The sequence below is a fragment of the Pseudomonas sp. GL_091 genome (assembly GCF_057837725.1).
In genome coordinates, this window is sequence record NZ_CM174451.1 from 5,287,287 (window position 1) to 5,303,309 (window position 16,023).

16 protein-coding genes, 2 tRNA genes and 1 rRNA gene are annotated in these 16,023 nt (G+C 58.5%); 10 read left to right on the forward strand and 9 right to left on the reverse strand.

Annotated elements, in window-relative coordinates; all coding sequences use genetic code 11:
• Window positions 1–218: 218 nt before the first annotated feature.
• The 3 genes from AC3ITY_RS23925 to AC3ITY_RS23935 form a co-directional block, all read right to left on the reverse strand.
• Window positions 219–294, reverse strand: a tRNA-Ala gene (locus AC3ITY_RS23925).
• A gap of 30 nt (window positions 295–324) precedes the next feature.
• A tRNA-Ile gene (locus tag AC3ITY_RS23930) sits at window positions 325–401 on the reverse strand.
• Window positions 402–560: 159 nt separating this feature from the next.
• Window positions 561–2,097, reverse strand: a 16S ribosomal RNA gene (locus AC3ITY_RS23935).
• 613 nt (window positions 2,098–2,710) lie between these two features.
• Between AC3ITY_RS23935 and rhtA the strand changes: the two genes are divergently transcribed.
• Both rhtA and AC3ITY_RS23945 read left to right on the forward strand, forming a co-directional pair.
• Window positions 2,711–3,598: a threonine/homoserine exporter RhtA gene (gene rhtA, locus AC3ITY_RS23940; protein WP_489305365.1), complete on the forward strand. Its 888-nt coding sequence runs from the start codon at window positions 2,711–2,713 to the stop codon at window positions 3,596–3,598.
• A gap of 163 nt (window positions 3,599–3,761) precedes the next feature.
• Window positions 3,762–4,043, forward strand: a complete 282-nt coding sequence (locus AC3ITY_RS23945; RefSeq protein WP_150726366.1) for a hypothetical protein — start codon at window positions 3,762–3,764, stop codon at window positions 4,041–4,043.
• A 14-nt stretch (window positions 4,044–4,057) separates the two neighbouring features.
• Here the strand turns inward: AC3ITY_RS23945 and AC3ITY_RS23950 are convergent, their stop codons facing one another.
• The gene (locus tag AC3ITY_RS23950; protein WP_489305367.1) at window positions 4,058–4,618 is read right to left on the reverse strand and encodes a TetR/AcrR family transcriptional regulator; all 561 of its coding nucleotides are present in this window, start codon (window positions 4,616–4,618) and stop codon (window positions 4,058–4,060) included.
• Between the two features lie 93 nt (window positions 4,619–4,711).
• On the opposite strand from AC3ITY_RS23950, the gene AC3ITY_RS23955 reads away from it, so the two are divergent.
• Both AC3ITY_RS23955 and AC3ITY_RS23960 read left to right on the forward strand, forming a co-directional pair.
• Window positions 4,712–5,440, forward strand: coding sequence for an SDR family oxidoreductase (locus AC3ITY_RS23955; RefSeq protein ID WP_489305369.1), 729 nt, complete (start codon window positions 4,712–4,714; stop codon window positions 5,438–5,440).
• Between the two features lie 36 nt (window positions 5,441–5,476).
• A complete protein-coding gene (locus AC3ITY_RS23960; protein ID WP_489305370.1) occupies window positions 5,477–6,067 on the forward strand; it encodes a 2-hydroxychromene-2-carboxylate isomerase in 591 nt (196 codons plus the stop codon).
• Here the strand turns inward: AC3ITY_RS23960 and AC3ITY_RS23965 are convergent.
• The gene (locus AC3ITY_RS23965) at window positions 6,064–7,062 is read right to left on the reverse strand and encodes a zinc-dependent alcohol dehydrogenase family protein (RefSeq protein WP_489305372.1); all 999 of its coding nucleotides are present in this window, start codon (window positions 7,060–7,062) and stop codon (window positions 6,064–6,066) included. The genes AC3ITY_RS23960 and AC3ITY_RS23965 overlap by 4 nt on opposite strands.
• Before the next feature lie 104 nt (window positions 7,063–7,166).
• On the opposite strand from AC3ITY_RS23965, the gene AC3ITY_RS23970 reads away from it, so the two are divergent.
• On the forward strand, window positions 7,167–8,087 hold the full coding sequence (locus AC3ITY_RS23970; protein ID WP_489305374.1) for a LysR family transcriptional regulator: 921 nt from the start codon (window positions 7,167–7,169) through the stop codon (window positions 8,085–8,087).
• Window positions 8,088–8,115: 28 nt separating this feature from the next.
• Here AC3ITY_RS23970 and AC3ITY_RS23975 read toward each other — a convergent pair whose 3' ends face one another.
• The 4 genes from AC3ITY_RS23975 to AC3ITY_RS23990 form a co-directional block, all read right to left on the reverse strand.
• Window positions 8,116–9,924: an aminopeptidase P family protein gene (locus AC3ITY_RS23975; RefSeq protein WP_489305376.1), complete on the reverse strand. Its 1,809-nt coding sequence runs from the start codon at window positions 9,922–9,924 to the stop codon at window positions 8,116–8,118.
• Between the two features lie 65 nt (window positions 9,925–9,989).
• Window positions 9,990–11,147, reverse strand: a complete 1,158-nt coding sequence (locus AC3ITY_RS23980) for a cysteine desulfurase family protein (protein WP_489305390.1) — start codon at window positions 11,145–11,147, stop codon at window positions 9,990–9,992.
• A gap of 206 nt (window positions 11,148–11,353) precedes the next feature.
• The gene (locus AC3ITY_RS23985; protein WP_489305393.1) at window positions 11,354–11,968 is read right to left on the reverse strand and encodes a LysE family translocator; all 615 of its coding nucleotides are present in this window, start codon (window positions 11,966–11,968) and stop codon (window positions 11,354–11,356) included.
• 101 nt (window positions 11,969–12,069) lie between these two features.
• Window positions 12,070–12,339, reverse strand: a complete 270-nt coding sequence (locus AC3ITY_RS23990) for a hypothetical protein (RefSeq protein WP_008054245.1) — start codon at window positions 12,337–12,339, stop codon at window positions 12,070–12,072.
• A gap of 288 nt (window positions 12,340–12,627) precedes the next feature.
• Between AC3ITY_RS23990 and AC3ITY_RS23995 the strand changes: the two genes are divergently transcribed.
• The 5 genes from AC3ITY_RS23995 (at window position 12,628) to AC3ITY_RS24015 (ending at window position 16,015) form a co-directional block, all read left to right on the forward strand.
• Window positions 12,628–13,086, forward strand: coding sequence for a VOC family protein (locus tag AC3ITY_RS23995; protein WP_489305395.1), 459 nt, complete (start codon window positions 12,628–12,630; stop codon window positions 13,084–13,086).
• 289 nt (window positions 13,087–13,375) lie between these two features.
• Window positions 13,376–14,578 (forward strand): PepSY-associated TM helix domain-containing protein, encoded by a 1,203-nt coding sequence (locus AC3ITY_RS24000; RefSeq protein ID WP_223536668.1) that lies wholly within the window; start codon window positions 13,376–13,378, stop codon window positions 14,576–14,578.
• Window positions 14,575–15,117, forward strand: coding sequence for a thiamine pyrophosphate-binding protein (locus tag AC3ITY_RS24005; protein WP_223536665.1), 543 nt, complete (start codon window positions 14,575–14,577; stop codon window positions 15,115–15,117). The genes AC3ITY_RS24000 and AC3ITY_RS24005 overlap by 4 nt, the downstream gene beginning before the upstream one ends.
• Window positions 15,114–15,443 (forward strand): hypothetical protein, encoded by a 330-nt coding sequence (locus AC3ITY_RS24010; RefSeq protein WP_223456835.1) that lies wholly within the window; start codon window positions 15,114–15,116, stop codon window positions 15,441–15,443. The genes AC3ITY_RS24005 and AC3ITY_RS24010 overlap by 4 nt, the downstream gene beginning before the upstream one ends.
• Window positions 15,440–16,015, forward strand: a complete 576-nt coding sequence (locus AC3ITY_RS24015; RefSeq protein WP_489305398.1) for a DUF6162 family protein — start codon at window positions 15,440–15,442, stop codon at window positions 16,013–16,015. The genes AC3ITY_RS24010 and AC3ITY_RS24015 overlap by 4 nt, the downstream gene beginning before the upstream one ends.
• The last annotated feature ends 8 nt before the right edge of the window (window positions 16,016–16,023 follow it).

Sequence of the window (16,023 nt, forward strand, 5' to 3'; positions counted from 1 at the left end):
AAGACGACATTCGCCGAAAATTCGATTCTTGCTCATAAAGAGCAACTCACAAATTTTACCTTAGCCTGATCCGTTACCAGTGAAAGTAACGTTCAGTCTATCCTTCTATCACATACCCAAATTTTTAAAGAACGAACTAGTCAAAGACTAGAAATCAACATTCACCATCGTCTCGATGGAATGCTCATTTCTAAGCTTTACACAATCAGAAGCAGTAGTGGTGGAGCCAAACGGGATCGAACCGTTGACCTCCTGCGTGCAAGGCAGGCGCTCTCCCAGCTGAGCTATGGCCCCGTATTTCTACAGGCGTTTCCCACACAAAATTGGTGGGTCTGGGCAGATTCGAACTGCCGACCTCACCCTTATCAGGGGTGCGCTCTAACCAACTGAGCTACAGACCCAATTTCGAGCTGCTAAGGCCGACCTCACCCTGCTCTTAACCACAGAGCATGGGGTGCGCTCTAACCAACTAAGCGACAACCCCAAGGCTGCTTCTTATCGTCTTCTTCAATGAATCAAGCAATTCGTGTGGGAACTTATGGAGCAGCTGAGTCGTCGATTAAGGAGGTGATCCAGCCGCAGGTTCCCCTACGGCTACCTTGTTACGACTTCACCCCAGTCATGAATCACACCGTGGTAACCGTCCTCCCGAAGGTTAGACTAGCTACTTCTGGTGCAACCCACTCCCATGGTGTGACGGGCGGTGTGTACAAGGCCCGGGAACGTATTCACCGCGACATTCTGATTCGCGATTACTAGCGATTCCGACTTCACGCAGTCGAGTTGCAGACTGCGATCCGGACTACGATCGGTTTTGTGGGATTAGCTCCACCTCGCGGCTTGGCAACCCTCTGTACCGACCATTGTAGCACGTGTGTAGCCCAGGCCGTAAGGGCCATGATGACTTGACGTCATCCCCACCTTCCTCCGGTTTGTCACCGGCAGTCTCCTTAGAGTGCCCACCATGACGTGCTGGTAACTAAGGACAAGGGTTGCGCTCGTTACGGGACTTAACCCAACATCTCACGACACGAGCTGACGACAGCCATGCAGCACCTGTCTCAATGTTCCCGAAGGCACCAATCCATCTCTGGAAAGTTCATTGGATGTCAAGGCCTGGTAAGGTTCTTCGCGTTGCTTCGAATTAAACCACATGCTCCACCGCTTGTGCGGGCCCCCGTCAATTCATTTGAGTTTTAACCTTGCGGCCGTACTCCCCAGGCGGTCAACTTAATGCGTTAGCTGCGCCACTAAGAGCTCAAGGCTCCCAACGGCTAGTTGACATCGTTTACGGCGTGGACTACCAGGGTATCTAATCCTGTTTGCTCCCCACGCTTTCGCACCTCAGTGTCAGTATCAGTCCAGGTGGTCGCCTTCGCCACTGGTGTTCCTTCCTATATCTACGCATTTCACCGCTACACAGGAAATTCCACCACCCTCTACCATACTCTAGCTTGTCAGTTTTGAATGCAGTTCCCAGGTTGAGCCCGGGGCTTTCACATCCAACTTAACGAACCACCTACGCGCGCTTTACGCCCAGTAATTCCGATTAACGCTTGCACCCTCTGTATTACCGCGGCTGCTGGCACAGAGTTAGCCGGTGCTTATTCTGTCGGTAACGTCAAAACACTAACGTATTAGGTTAATGCCCTTCCTCCCAACTTAAAGTGCTTTACAATCCGAAGACCTTCTTCACACACGCGGCATGGCTGGATCAGGCTTTCGCCCATTGTCCAATATTCCCCACTGCTGCCTCCCGTAGGAGTCTGGACCGTGTCTCAGTTCCAGTGTGACTGATCATCCTCTCAGACCAGTTACGGATCGTCGCCTTGGTGAGCCATTACCTCACCAACTAGCTAATCCGACCTAGGCTCATCTGATAGCGCAAGGCCCGAAGGTCCCCTGCTTTCTCCCGTAGGACGTATGCGGTATTAGCGTTCCTTTCGAAACGTTGTCCCCCACTACCAGGCAGATTCCTAGGCATTACTCACCCGTCCGCCGCTGAATTCAGGAGCAAGCTCCTGTCATCCGCTCGACTTGCATGTGTTAGGCCTGCCGCCAGCGTTCAATCTGAGCCATGATCAAACTCTTCAGTTCAAACATCTTTGGGTTTTGAGAAAACCCTAAACTTGGCTCAGCAATCGTTGGTTACATCTTTGATTTCTCGCGGAGTAACTTGTGATGCTGATAATCTGTTGACTAGCAGTCTGACTCCACAAGCACCCACACGAATTGCTTGATTCAGTTGTTAAAGAGCGGTTGGTTAAGATCTTTCGTCTCAACCGAGGCGCGCATTCTACAGCAGCCTCATTTGCTGTCAAGTGGTATTTTTCAGAAGTTTTCCAAGTTTCCTTTTCAACTTCAACCACTTGCGCTTCAGATCTCTCGTCAGCGGGAGGAGAATTCTACAGCGTTACACGCTGCTGTCAACACCTCTTTTTCAACTTCCTTTTGGCTTCGATGACCTGAAGCAACCCGCTGCCGAAAACCGCGTAACTCTTTGTTTACCAAGGAGTTTTCCGTTTCGACTGCGCCGGAAGTGGGGCGAATTATAGGCTTCCAGAATCTGCCGTCAAGCGTTGATTTGGGTTTCTACCGAAATGTGCAAAAACACTGCTTATATATAGACGCGCCTGCAGGGAATGCGCAGTATATTGCCCAACACAAATAGAAATACCCTTGATTCCTATATTTCGGACGATGCCACGTAATGAATGACCAGCCTCGCAGCCTAGCCTCTACCTTGTTCTCGGTTGGGCTGCTGCTCATAGCCATGGCGTCGATCCAGTCCGGAGCCTCTCTGGCCAAAAGCATGTTCTCGGTTGTTGGCCCTCAGGGGACGACAACATTACGACTGATTTTTGCCAGCGTAATCATGATGCTGATACTGCGTCCATGGCGGGCGAAACTCACCGCAAGGTCCCTGCGCACCGTCATCGTCTACGGGATGGCGCTGGGCGGCATGAACTTCCTCTTCTATATGTCGTTGCAAACCGTCCCGCTGGGCATCGCGGTGGCTCTTGAGTTCACCGGCCCACTGGCCGTGGCGATCTATGCCTCGCGTCGCGCGATCGACTTTTTGTGGATCGCCCTGGCTGCCGTCGGCTTACTGCTACTGATACCGACAGGAGAAGCGAGCGCAGGCATCGATCTGGTAGGCACCGGTTATGCCTTGGGTGCCGGGGTCTGCTGGGCACTGTACATTTTGTTCGGCCAAAAAGCGGGGGCCGACAATGGCGTGCAAACCGCCGCGCTGGGGGTGATGATCGCTGCGCTATTCGTAGCCCCCATCGGCATTGTCCATGCCGGTTCCGCTCTACTGACCCCGTCATTGATCCCTGTGGCCCTCGGCGTCGCCATCTTGTCCACTGCCCTCCCCTACACCCTGGAGATGGTCGCGCTGACCCGCATGCCGGCCAGAACCTTCGGCACACTGATGAGCATCGAGCCTGCCTTCGGCGCGCTATCTGGCTTGCTATTCCTTCATGAATACCTCTCGCTGTCACAATGGATGGCAATCATGTGCATCATTCTGGCATCCGTCGGCGCAACCATGACCATGAGCTCTGCCGCCAGACCAGCAGTAACGGCAGATTGAGAACGGAGATGACACGGGTCTGGTATTTGCCGCTCAATTAGGCCATGTTTAGCCCCGCAACCCAGAGTCATACCACGGATAATTTCAGGTAGGGATATCGGTACGCGTCTAGCGAATGCAGCCAGACCCGGGCACAAGATCCGGGGACGCTATAAGGACAGTAATGAAACGAATTTTGATTTTGATCGCCGTACTTGCAATTGCGGGCTGCGCGGCGACATCAGACACACAGATCAAGCACGGCAAGAAAGGGCTACACATCAACTGTTCCGGACTGTCTTCGTCCTGGGACAAGTGCTACGCCAGCGCTGCCAACTCCTGCGCACCCAAGGGATACAAAGTCATCGCCAAATCGGGAGATGCCGTGGAAGAGCCCGGCGATTATCCGTTTGGCCTCAATCCTGCGGGTTATACTAGCCGCAGCATGATTGTCATCTGCAAATAGGCAGGGCCGTCGCGTCAGATTCTCGGACTTGCGATCTGACGGCCGATTTCCTCGTAGCTGGACTTCAGCACAGTGCGCTGGATATCCGGGCTAGCCAGCATGCGCGCCACGACCAGCGCGCCAATACATTGCGACAGAATCGCCCACGCCAGGCTGTCGCTTTGCAGAACACACGCCCAACGTTCCTGAAGCCGACAAATCCAGTGCTCTGCCTGTTGGCGGACAGTCACGTCGGAACGGGCAATTTCCGCCCCTAATGCCGGCAATGCACAACCGGTCTCCGGATTCTCGACGTGAGACATACTCAGGTACTGTTTCAAGCAGCGCTCAAGCTTGTCACGGTCCTGCCCTTCCCCCAGTCGCGTCAGACTTTGCCCCAACTCACGCTCGACAATGCTTGCGAACAACTCGTCTTTCGATGAGAAGTGGCTATAGAAGGCGCCGCCACTCAAGCCAATCGCTTTCATCAGGCCGTCCACGCCCACCGTTGAAAATCCGGACTTCTTGGCCGATACCGCACTGCTTTCCAGCAGCCGTTGCCTGGTTTCCAGCTTGTGACTGGCCGAATAACGCATTGTCCTTCCCCCTGGATTGCTCGCCTTGACGTCTGTCGAATCATAGCATAACGTTCGTTTAGTTAACGATCGTTTACCAAAAAGGATCTACCCATGAATAACAAGAAGGTCGTACTGGTCGTCGGTGCAGGTGATGCCACGGGCGGCGCCATTGCCAAGCGTTTTGCCCGGGAGGGTTTTGTCGCCTGCGTCACCCGCCGCAGTGCGGACAAGCTCCAGCCACTGGTGGATGCCATCAAGGCCGATGGTGGCGAGGCCCACGGTTTTGCCTGCGACGCTCGCAAGGAAGACGATGTGGTGGCACTGGTCGAGCAGATCGAAAGCGAGATCGGCCCCATCGAGGCGTTCGTGTTCAACATCGGTGCCAACGTGCCGTGCAGCATTCTCGAAGAAACCGCCCGCAAGTATTTCAAGATCTGGGAAATGGCCTGTTTCTCGGGGTTTCTCAACGCCCGGGAAGTGGCCAAACGCATGGCCAAGCGCCAACGCGGCACGATCCTGTTCACCGGTGCTACCGCCGGCCTGCGCGGTGCCGCCGGCTTTGCCGCATTTGCCGGTGCCAAGCACGGCATTCGTGCACTGGCGCAAAGCATGGCCCGAGAGCTCGGCCCGATGAATATTCACGTTGCCCATGTCGTCGTCGACGGCGCCATCGATACCGATTTCATCCGCGACAGCTTCCCAGAGAAATACGCGACCAAGGATCAGGACGGCATCCTCAACCCCGAACACATTGCCGAGAATTACTGGTACCTGCACAGCCAGCCCCGCGACGCCTGGACCTTCGAACTGGACCTGCGCCCCTGGAGCGAACGCTGGTAAGCCCTCCCCTACAACAATAAGCAGAGCGTATCGACCATGAGCAAAAGCGTGGAATTCCTTTTTGACCTGGGCAGCCCCACCACTTACCTGGCGTATACCCAGCTACCGGCAATCTGTGAGCAAACCGACAGCCAACTGATCTACATCCCGATCCTGCTCGGCGGTGTGTTCAAGGCCACCGGCAACGCCTCCCCGGCGACCATTCCGGCCAAGGGCCGCCACATGATTCAGGACCTCGACCGTTATGCCCGGCGCTACGGCGTACCACTGAAGTTCAATCCGCATTTCCCGATCAACACCCTGATGCTGATGCGTGCCGTGACCGGCATTCAGTTGCACCACCCCGAGCGTTTTGTCGCCTTCATTGACTGCCTGTTCAAGGCCCTGTGGGTCGATGGCCGCAACCTCAGTGACCCGGCAACCGTGGCCGCGGTGCTGAGCGACAACGGTTTCGATCCCAACGAGGTGCTGGCACTGACCGCCGACGAAACAGTCAAGGCAACGCTCAAGGACAACACCGAGAAAGCGGTGCAGCGCGGCGTATTCGGCGTACCAAGCATGTTTGTCGATGACCAGCTGTACTTCGGCCAGGATCGACTGGACTTCGTACTCGAGGCCCTGAGTTAAATCTCGACCACCAACCGCCCCTTTGCCGCTCCTGACAAGAGCAGCACATGGGCGGCTTCTGCGGACTCCAACGTGAACGAGTGCGGGTCAAGCAACGGCGCGAGCTTGCCCGCCTCAATCAACCGCGCCGCCTCGTGCAGAATCTCGCCGTGATGCTCACGCCCCTTGCCGGTCAGGAGCGGCAGCAAAGTGAAGACACCAGAATAAGTCGCCCCGCGAAAGGAAAGCGGTGCCAGGCTGTGCTGCCCCCACCCTAGGCAACTGAGCACATGACCGTGATACATCCGTGCCGCCTTGAATGACGCATCCAGCGTTTCACCCCCCACTGTGTCATAGACAATGTCGAAGCCCTCACCGGCCGTATGCTCAGCCACATAGTCTTCAACCGAAGACTTGCGGTAATCGATAAACGTCGCGCCGAACCCTTCGATAATCGACTGCTGCCCGGCAGAGCCCGTGGCAAAAACTTCTGCGCCAAAAGCGCGGGCGATTTGCACCGCGACATGACCAACACCACCGGCGCCACCATGGATCAATACCTTCTGCCCGAGCCGAACACGAGCCCGGTCGACCAGACCTTCCCAAGCGGTGATCAGCACCAGCGGCAAACCGGCAGCCTCACGCATGCTCAAGTTGTGTGGTTTGCGAGCCAACAGTCGCGCGTCGACCACCGCGTACTCGGCCAATGAACCTTGAATACCACCAATACCGGTGGCCATGGCATACACGTCATCCCCCGGCAGCCAGCCACTGACGCCCTCCCCCAACGCCGCTACGGTTCCGGCCAGATCCATCCCCACTATCGCCGGCAATGGTTGAGCCGCATGGGTCGCCTGCCCGGAGCGGATTTTGCCGTCCAGCGGATTGACACCGCTGGCCTTGATCCTGACCAGTACCTGCCCCGCCTGCGGCACGGGCCGTGCAATGGAAACCAAACGTAACGGCGCATTGGCCGAGTCGACCATCAGAGCGCGCATATTCAGTGAGTCAGTCATTTCGCCATGTCCCATCAGTAGTGAATGCAGGACTGATTTTGTATTGCTCAATTCATGCCGATAAGACGCCATGTCGCTATAGTGACCATTCCATTACAGCATCAATGAGCGATCCCGTGGACAAACTCAATGCAATGGCGATTTTCGTGCGGGTGGTCGAGCGGGGCAGTTTTTCCGCCGTTGCCCGGGAGTTGCAGACCAGCCAGCCGACCATCAGCAAAGTGTTGCAAGCACTGGAAACCCGATTGGGCGGAAAGCTGATTGCCCGCAGTACCCGCAAGTTGTCCCTGACGGACGAAGGTCAGCGGTACTACAACGAATGCCGACTCATCCTCGCCGCCGTGGACGCGGCGGAACATAGCTTTCAATCCGGTCGGGAAAGGGTCGCCGGACCGTTGAAAATCGGCTCGTCGGTCAGTTTCGGACGCTTGCAGATCGCCCCCCGCTTGCCGGACTTTCTCAAACACTACCCTGACGTACAGATAGACCTGCAACTGAGCGATCAAAACCAGGATCTGGTCAGCGAAGGGCTGGACGTGACTTTCAGGATTGGAGCCCTGAACGACAGTGGCCTGATCGCTCGCCTTGTCGGCAGTACCCACCGTGTGACCGTCGCATCACCTGACTACCTCAGGCAAAACGGCCAACCGCAAACACCGCAGGAACTGGGCAGGCACAACTGCCTGATGTTCAACCTGCTGAGCAGTCAAAACCTGTGGCTGTACACAAAAGACGCCCAACGCCACGAAGTGCGGATCAAGGGCAATGCGCAGAGCAACAATTCCGAGGCGATCCGCGAAATGGTGCTGGGGGGATTGGGGATTGCACTGTCACCGGTATGGCTATTCAGCAAAGACCTGAGCGCCGGCCGGGTGAGCGCGATTTTGCAGGATTACAGTACGTTTTCGCTGCCAATTTATGCCGTATCCCCGGCGAATCGTCGCCAATCCGCCAGGGTCAAAGCCTTTGTCGACTATATGGCTCAGGCGCTGGATAAAGCGCCTGAGCTGCACCTAAACAAATAGCTACACAGGAACCAATAGCTGCACCCGATCAGATAGCCGCGGTGCGAGTGTTCAGCCACTCAAGTGCAGCACCCTCGACCAACGGACTCAGGCGCTCGCGCACTTCGGCGTGGTAGGCGTTGAACCACTGCTTTTCCTCGTCCGACAGCAGCGAGGTTTCCAGGCAGCGCGTATCGATCGGGCACAGGGTCAGGGTTTCGAACTTCAGGAACTCGCCGAATTCGCTTTTGCCTGCCTCACGGTTCATCGCCAGGTTTTCGATCCGCACACCCCAACGGCCCGGACGATAGGTGCCCGGCTCAATGGACGTGATCATGCCGGGTTGCATCGCGGTTTGCGGTGCAGGTGCGGCCTGATAAGCGATGACTTGCGGACCTTCGTGGACGTTCAGGAAATAGCCGACGCCATGACCGGTGCCGTGACCGTAGTCGACACTTTCCGCCCAGATGGGCGCACGAGCGATGGCATCGAGCAGCGGCGACAGGATGCCTTTCGGGAACTGTGCGCGGGACAAGGCAATCACGCCCTTGAGCACGCGGGTGCAATCGCGCTTTTGCTCATCGGTCGGTGTGCCCACCGCAACCATCCGCGTGATGTCAGTGGTGCCGCCCAGGTACTGGCCGCCGGAGTCGATCAACAGCAGGCCATCCCCTTCGATCACCGCATGTTCTTCTTCGGTGGCATGGTAGTGCGGCATCGCGCCATTGGCATTGAACGCGGCGATGGTGTTGAAACTCAGCGACACATAATCCGGACGACGTTCACGGGCGGCGGTGAGTTTTTCGTCGATGGTCAGCTCGGTGATGCGCTCACGCCCCAGTGCCGAGTCCAGCCAGGCGAAGAATTCGCACAGCGCTGCGCCGTCCTGTTCCATGGCCTGACGGATGTGCTCGGCATCGGCCAGGCTTTTTTGCGATTTGGCCAGGGTAGTCGGGTTCAGGCCTTCGATCAGCTTCACCCCGCTGTTGAGGTTGTCCAGCAACCCCGCCGTGACCCGCGCCGGGTCGACTTGCAGGCTCGCACCGCTCGGCACGGCACGCAGTGCAGCAGCGACTTCGCTGTAATCGCGCAAGGTCACGCCGTCCTGCTCGAGGATGGCGCGCAACTCGGCGCTGACTTTGCTCAAGGCGACAAACAGCGTGGCCTGTTGCTGATTGATCAAGGCGAAAGAAACAAACACCGGGTTGAACGACACGTCGCCGCCACGCAGGTTGAACAGCCAGGCGATATCATCCAGGGTGGCGATGAAATGCCAGTCGGCACCCCGCGCCTGAAGGGTTTCACGCAGTTTGGCGAGTTTTTCGCCACGGCTGACGGTCGCCTGTGGAGGCAGGTGCTGATAGATCGGTTCGTTCGGCAGGCCTGGTCGGTCGCTCCAGACGCCGCTCAACAGGTCGATGTCGGTGCGCAGACGGGCGCCGCGTTCTTCAAGTTTGCTGCTCAGGGTCCGTGCCGAAGCCACGGCCATGACCGCGCCATCGACCGCGACAACACCACCCTCGGGGGTTTGCTCGGCCAGCCATTCCAGTGGTCCGGGTTGACCCGGTTGCAGCTTGACCAGGTCAATGCCGCTGCCCTTGAGTTCCTTGGTCGCCTGCTCCCAATAACGGCTGTCGGCCCAGACGCCGGCAAAGTCCGGGGTCACGATCAGGGTGCCGACCGAACCATGGAAACCCGACAACCACTGGCGCCCTTGCCAGTAACCCGGCAGGTATTCGGACAGGTGCGGGTCGGCCGACGGCACCAGCAAGGCGTGAATGCCCTCCCGGCTCATCAGTTCGCGGGTTTGCGCCAGGCGCTGGGGCACCGATCCATTGATCGAAAGCTGCGTATTCATCGTGTCTCCTGCTAATCACTTGTTCATTATTGTTGAGTACCGATCAACGTCGGCGCTTCGTCGCCCTATTGCCAGAATGCCGGAGCACTGGCGCAGGCTGCCTTGATCAGTTGAACCGCCTGGTCGATGTCCTGCTCGGTGGTGAAACGCCCGAGGCTCAAGCGGATGGTACGACCGGCCGAACGGGCATCGTGCCCCAGGGCCAGCAGTACATGGGATGGGGTATTGCTCGCGGAATTGCAGGCCGAGGTCGCGGAAAACGCGATCGAGGCCAGCAACGCCGCCGGGTTGAACTCGCCTTCGTTGAAGGTCAGGCTCAGGGTATGGGGAATGCGCCGGGTCGGGCTGCCGTTGAGAAGTACGCCGGGAACGCTCTGCAATTGCTCGAGCAAGCGTTCACGCAAACGCACGATGGTGGCTTTCTCTTCATCGAACGCAGCCGCCGCCAGTGCAAAGGCCTCGCCCATAGCCACGATCTGATGGGTCGCCAGCGTGCCGGAACGCAAACCGCCCTCATGCCCGCCGCCATGGATCTGCGCCTGCAATCGTTGTTGTGCACGCGGACCGACGTACAACGCGCCGATACCTTTGGGGCCATAGAGCTTGTGCGCGGAAAGCGACATCAGGTCCACCGGCCACTGCGCGAGATCGATCGCCACTTTGCCCGCGCCCTGTGCGGCGTCGACATGGAACAACGCCCCGCGATCACGCACGACCTGACCGATGGCGGGAATGTCGTTGAGAGTGCCCAGTTCGTTGTTGACCAGCATCAGCGACACCAGGAAGGTGTCCTCGCGCAGGGCTTCGCTGACCGCTTGCGCGGTGATCAGGCCCTCGGCGTCCGGCACCAGATAGGTCACCGCGACACCGGCATCCTGCAGTTGCCTGGCGGTATCGAGAATGGCCTTGTGTTCGATCTGGCTGGTGATGATATGGCCGCCGCCAGTGCCGCGGGCCTGGGTCACGCCTTTGAGCGCAAGGTTGTTGGATTCGGTGGCGCCGGAGGTCCAGACGATCTGCCCGGGCGTCGCGCCGACCAGTTCGGCGACCTGGCGTCGCGCCTGTTCGACCGATTGCCGGGCCTGCTGGCCGAAGACGTGGGAGCTGGAGGCCGGGTTGCCGAAATTGCCGGTAAAGCCCAGACACTCGACCATCACCTTGATGACCCGCTCATCCACCGGCGTGGTGGCGGCGTAATCGAAATACAACGGACGTTTATTCATAAAAGACTCGCAGAGCGTGTTCCGGGATCAGGAAGCTCGTGACTGCAAACGGCAAAGCGCAGCCTTGTGAGCTGCGCGCTGTTTTCAGAACGCTACCAATACCTGATCGGATGCCGTTAAAGAAGAACTACTTCATTTAAAAGTGCGTAGGAACGCTCCTGAAAAGTCAGCTTAACAGGCATCGGGCAAGCGGTTGAAGCAATGCGTCAGCTAAAGCTTTCGAGCAACAGCGGATACAGCGAACCCACGAGCAGCGCAGCCATGCCCCAATTGAACAGGCGCAGCCAGCGGCGATCCTTCAGAACGTTGCGCAACAGCGTGCCGCAAGCGGCCCAGACACCGACACTCGGCAGGTTGATTATCGCAAAGACGGCCGCGATCACGATCACATTCGAGAAGTAACCCTGCATCGGCGTGTAGGTGCTGATGGCGCCAATGGCCATGATCCAGGCCTTGGGATTGACCCACTGGAACGCGGCGGCACCCAGATAGCTGATCGGTTTCGCCTCGCCCTGCTGACTTTCCGACATGGGCCCGGAATGGGCGATTTTCCACGCCAGATACAGCAAATACGCCGCCCCCGCATAACGCAGCACGGTGTAGAGCAAAGGGTAAGTCTGGAACACCGCGCCAAGGCCAAAACCGACCGCCACCACCAGTACAAAGAAGCCACAAGTGATGCCGAGCATGTGCGGAATCGTGCGGTTGAAGCCGAAGTTCACCCCGGATGCCAGCAACATGGTGTTGTTCGGGCCGGGCGTGATCGAAGTGACGAGGGCAAACAGGGCGAAGCCCAGCAGCAGGTCGAGAGAGAGCGTCATGGGTGGCAGTCCGTCAGGGTCGGTCAGGTGTTGACCCTATCGCACACCCTGGACGAAACCCATGGACAGTTACGCGAAACTTGGAGCAGTACAGTTTTGCTTCAGCTTGGACGACCGTGAAGCTGTACAGATCGCCCGGCGTTCATTTCACCCTGGTTGTCGAAATTGAACGACTTTTGCGGCTGGCCGAGCAGTTCGGCTTTTTTCGCGTGGTATTCGTCGAAGGACAAACCGCGGCGGTTCAGCGCCTCCAGCGCCAGTTCCTTGCTTTCTTCAGCCGTGTAAGGCCGAAGCTCCGGGGAAACATGGCTGGCACATCCGGCGAGTACGGAGACGGCGAGCATCAGCAAAGTGGCAATCATCGGTTTCATTTTGGCGTCCTGGCGACTGGGTTCGAGGCAATGAACACAGGCTACCCGTGCCTCCCGGGCAGCAGAAATCAACGCTTTCAATAGTGGCTATCAAGAAATGGCGATCATTGTCGATTGCCGGGAGAACGCGGGCCGGGAGCGCACTGGTTGGAGCCGGCTTGATGGCACTTGAATGGCGCTGCTGCTCGTCGGGCACTCGGTGAGGCGAAAGAGGCTGGCCTATATTTACTCGGTCGTATAACGGCACAGGTACTTTCGATTCACAAAACAACAACAAGGAGATCCATCATGAGCGTCAAACCCATACCAGAGGGGTATCACAGCGTCACCCCCTATCTGGGCATCAACAAAGCCGCCGAAGCCATCGACTTCTACAAAAAAGCTTTTGGCGCCGTTGAAATCATGCGCCTGGACATGCCCGGTGGCAGTGTCGGCCACGCTGAACTGCGTATCGGCGATTGTCCGATCATGCTGGGCACACCGTGTGATCAAGGGCCGCTGAGCAACCCGGACAATTCGCCGTCCGTGGGTCTGCATTTGTACGTGACGGATGTCGACAAGTCCTACAAACAGGCGATCGATGCCGGCGCAACCGTTGTATCGGAGGTCAAGGATCAGTTTTATGGCGACCGTTCGGGCACCTTGAAGGATCCCTACGGGCACCTGTGGTTCCTGGCCACGCGCAAGGAAGACCTGACCCAGGCGCAGATCGAGCAACGGGCGAAGGAGATGTTTGCCCAGGGTTGAAATCCTTGGTGCCGGAGCGGGCCTCTTCGCGAGCAGGCTCGCTCCCATAGGGGCCCCGCCTGCAACAGCACCGCCGACTTGCTAATCACTTGCGCAAGCAAGCCCGCCCGCGACCTGTCGGCAATGAGAAATATTTTCTTTCATTTCCCCTTTCGGGATTTCCCCTGCTCATCCGTCCTACATAGATGCAGTCCTTTCGCGTAGGCACAAGCCTCGACTGGACCTTCATGGCGCTCATCCCTGCGAAGCCCGCAGCCGAGCTGCCTCTCATCGAGCCAAGAACTCCAACATGTCAAAGAAGTCCCGTTCAAAAATCTGGTTCCTGGTCCATAGCTGGCTGGCATTGCCGATCTGGTTTTTCGTGCTGATCGTCTGTGTGACCGGAACCCTGGCCGTCATCAGCCAGGAGATCGTCTGGCTGGCCAACCCGCCAATGCGCGCCAGCCAGCCCTCGGACGATGCTCCGCTGCTCAGCTATCAGCAGGTCATCAAGGCCATCAACAGGGCCGAACCGCAGACCGTGGTGCAGAGCATCAGCCGCCCCGACGAGTCGCACTTCGCCCTGGATGTCGAAGTCAGCTACCCCGACGGGCGCTCGGTGGTGATTTATGTCAATCCGTACAGCGGCGTGATCCAGGGTGTCGCGCCGGAATTCAACTTCCGCGCCTTCACCCGCGCCCTGCACGCTTGGTGGCTGGTGCCATTCACCAATGGTTACAGCTGGGGCTGGTACCTGGTGTCGTTTCTCGGTTTGCCATTGCTGGCGTCGCTGATCACCGGGCTGGTGGTCTACAAACGCTTCTGGAAAGGCTTCTTCCGCCCGACCCTGCGCTTTCGCCACGGTGCGCGGATTTTCTGGGGCGACTTTCACCGCTTGAGCGGCATCTGGTCGATCTGGTTCATCGCGGTGATTTCCGTCACCGGCACCTGGTTCCTGATCCAGGCATTGCTGTCCGATAACCAGATTTCCATTTCCACGGAAAAGATCATCCCGGCGATGTCCCGCGAAGCGGTGCCGCTGTCAGCCGATGGCTCGCCCCCGCCGCGTATCGACCTTGATCGCGCGATTGAAATCGCCACCCAGGAAATCTCCGGGCTGGAGGCCAGTTTCGTCAGCCTGCCGGGCAATGCCTACAGCCACCTGGATGTCGGCGGACGCGGTTGGTATCCGTTGATGTTCCAGACCGCCACGATCAACCCGTACAACGGCGAAATCGCCGCCTCGCGCCTGATCTCGGACCGTTCGGCCCTGGAGTTCGTCACCGAGTCCATGCGCCCGCTGCACACCGGCGATTTCGGCGGACTGTGGATCAAGCTGATCTGGGCATTCTTCGGCCTGCTGTTAAGCATGATGTTGCTCAGCGGTCTGCTGATCTGGACCAAGCGCACGGCGCTGGCCACGGCCAATGCCTTCAAACGCAGCAACAAGAAACAGCGCGACACCGCGGCGCAACCGGCCACGAGCAACGAAGTGTCGGAGGCCAGTCTGTGAGCAAAGACATTGCAGCCCCGCAACCCTCGCGCCTGAGTGTGTTCTGGCACAAATGGCGCTTTCACCTGAACGTCCTGTTGCTGCTGATTCCACTCGGTTTCATGCCCAAGTACTTCGCCGACGAGGCATTGATGCGCGGCGACAGTGGCCTTGGCGAACGGGAAGTCGGCGAAGTCCGGGTCGGCCCCTGGAGCCTGCGCCTGGCGGAATTGCGCAATTCAGCGCCGATGCTCGAAGGCCCCGCCGGCTACATGAAGGGTTTTAACACAGCGCTGTGCGAGGCCTGTATCGGCCAGGTCAAGGCCACTTACCTGCGCATTGGCAAGCCCCGCAGCCTGCGCGCCGCCGGGGTGATTTTCTTCGGTGCCCCGTACCGCATGGGCGCGTCGCTACCCATCCCGGAAAAGACCACGGCCGACGCCGAACTGTGGATCACCATGGAAGGCTGGGACGGCGCCATGCATCAAGCATCCATTCCGTTGAGCCAGGCCTCCCCCGCCACCATCGCCTGGTTGAACAAACAAGGAGGCAAACCATGATCAACCCTCTTCGCGCGCTCAACGCCGTGTTGCTGGTGCTCTGCGCCGGTTTCAGCGCCAGCGCCCTGGCCCACAACCCGATGTGCGAATGCAAGGCCATCGACGCGGAGCAGATCAAGTGCACCGGCGGTTTTTCCGACGGTAGCGGCGCACCGGGCGTGACCCTCGATGTGATCGGCTACGACGAAACCATTCTGGTGCCGGGCAAGCTCGGGCCTGATTCGACCCTGACCTTCAAGAAACCCGGCGCCGAGTTCTATGTGCTGTTCGATGCCGGCCCCGGTCACGTCGTGGAAATCGACCAAGCGGACATCGAGGCACCATGAACACTCCAACGACCCAAGTCGTGCGCCCGGTCGGAGCCGGTCACGAAACCCTCTACGTTCTGATGCTGTGCCTGGTGATTTTGGCGGTGGCCGGCTCGGTGGTGCTCTGGCGTGGTGAATCTCATGAAGTGAGCAGCGTCAGCAGCCATCAACTGGATGCACGCCGTGACCTCAGTGCGTCCGAGCAAGGTATCTACGCCGATTTGCGGGTGACGCTGGACGAGATTCATTTGCTGCGCCAGGAACAGCAAGCGTTGCCGACACCCGTGGCGCTGGCCGAGGAAGGGTTTGCGCCGTTTGCCCGGGACGCCAGCTCCGTCAGTCGGGGTGGCCATGCCTGGCAATTGCTAGACGCCAAGGCCTATTTCGGCCAGAGCCAGACACCGACAGTCGCGGGTTCGTTTCTGCTACGCCTGAGCGCAACCGCCGATGCCGCACCGGACATCTGGCTCAACCGCGACAACAGGCTCACGGCCCCGACCGACCTCAGCGACGCCGCGCTCGAAAGCGCCGGCTGGCAGCAGGTCGTCGCGCAATTCGATGCCGGCGTGACCCGCCAGCACCGGCACTGAACCCTCGC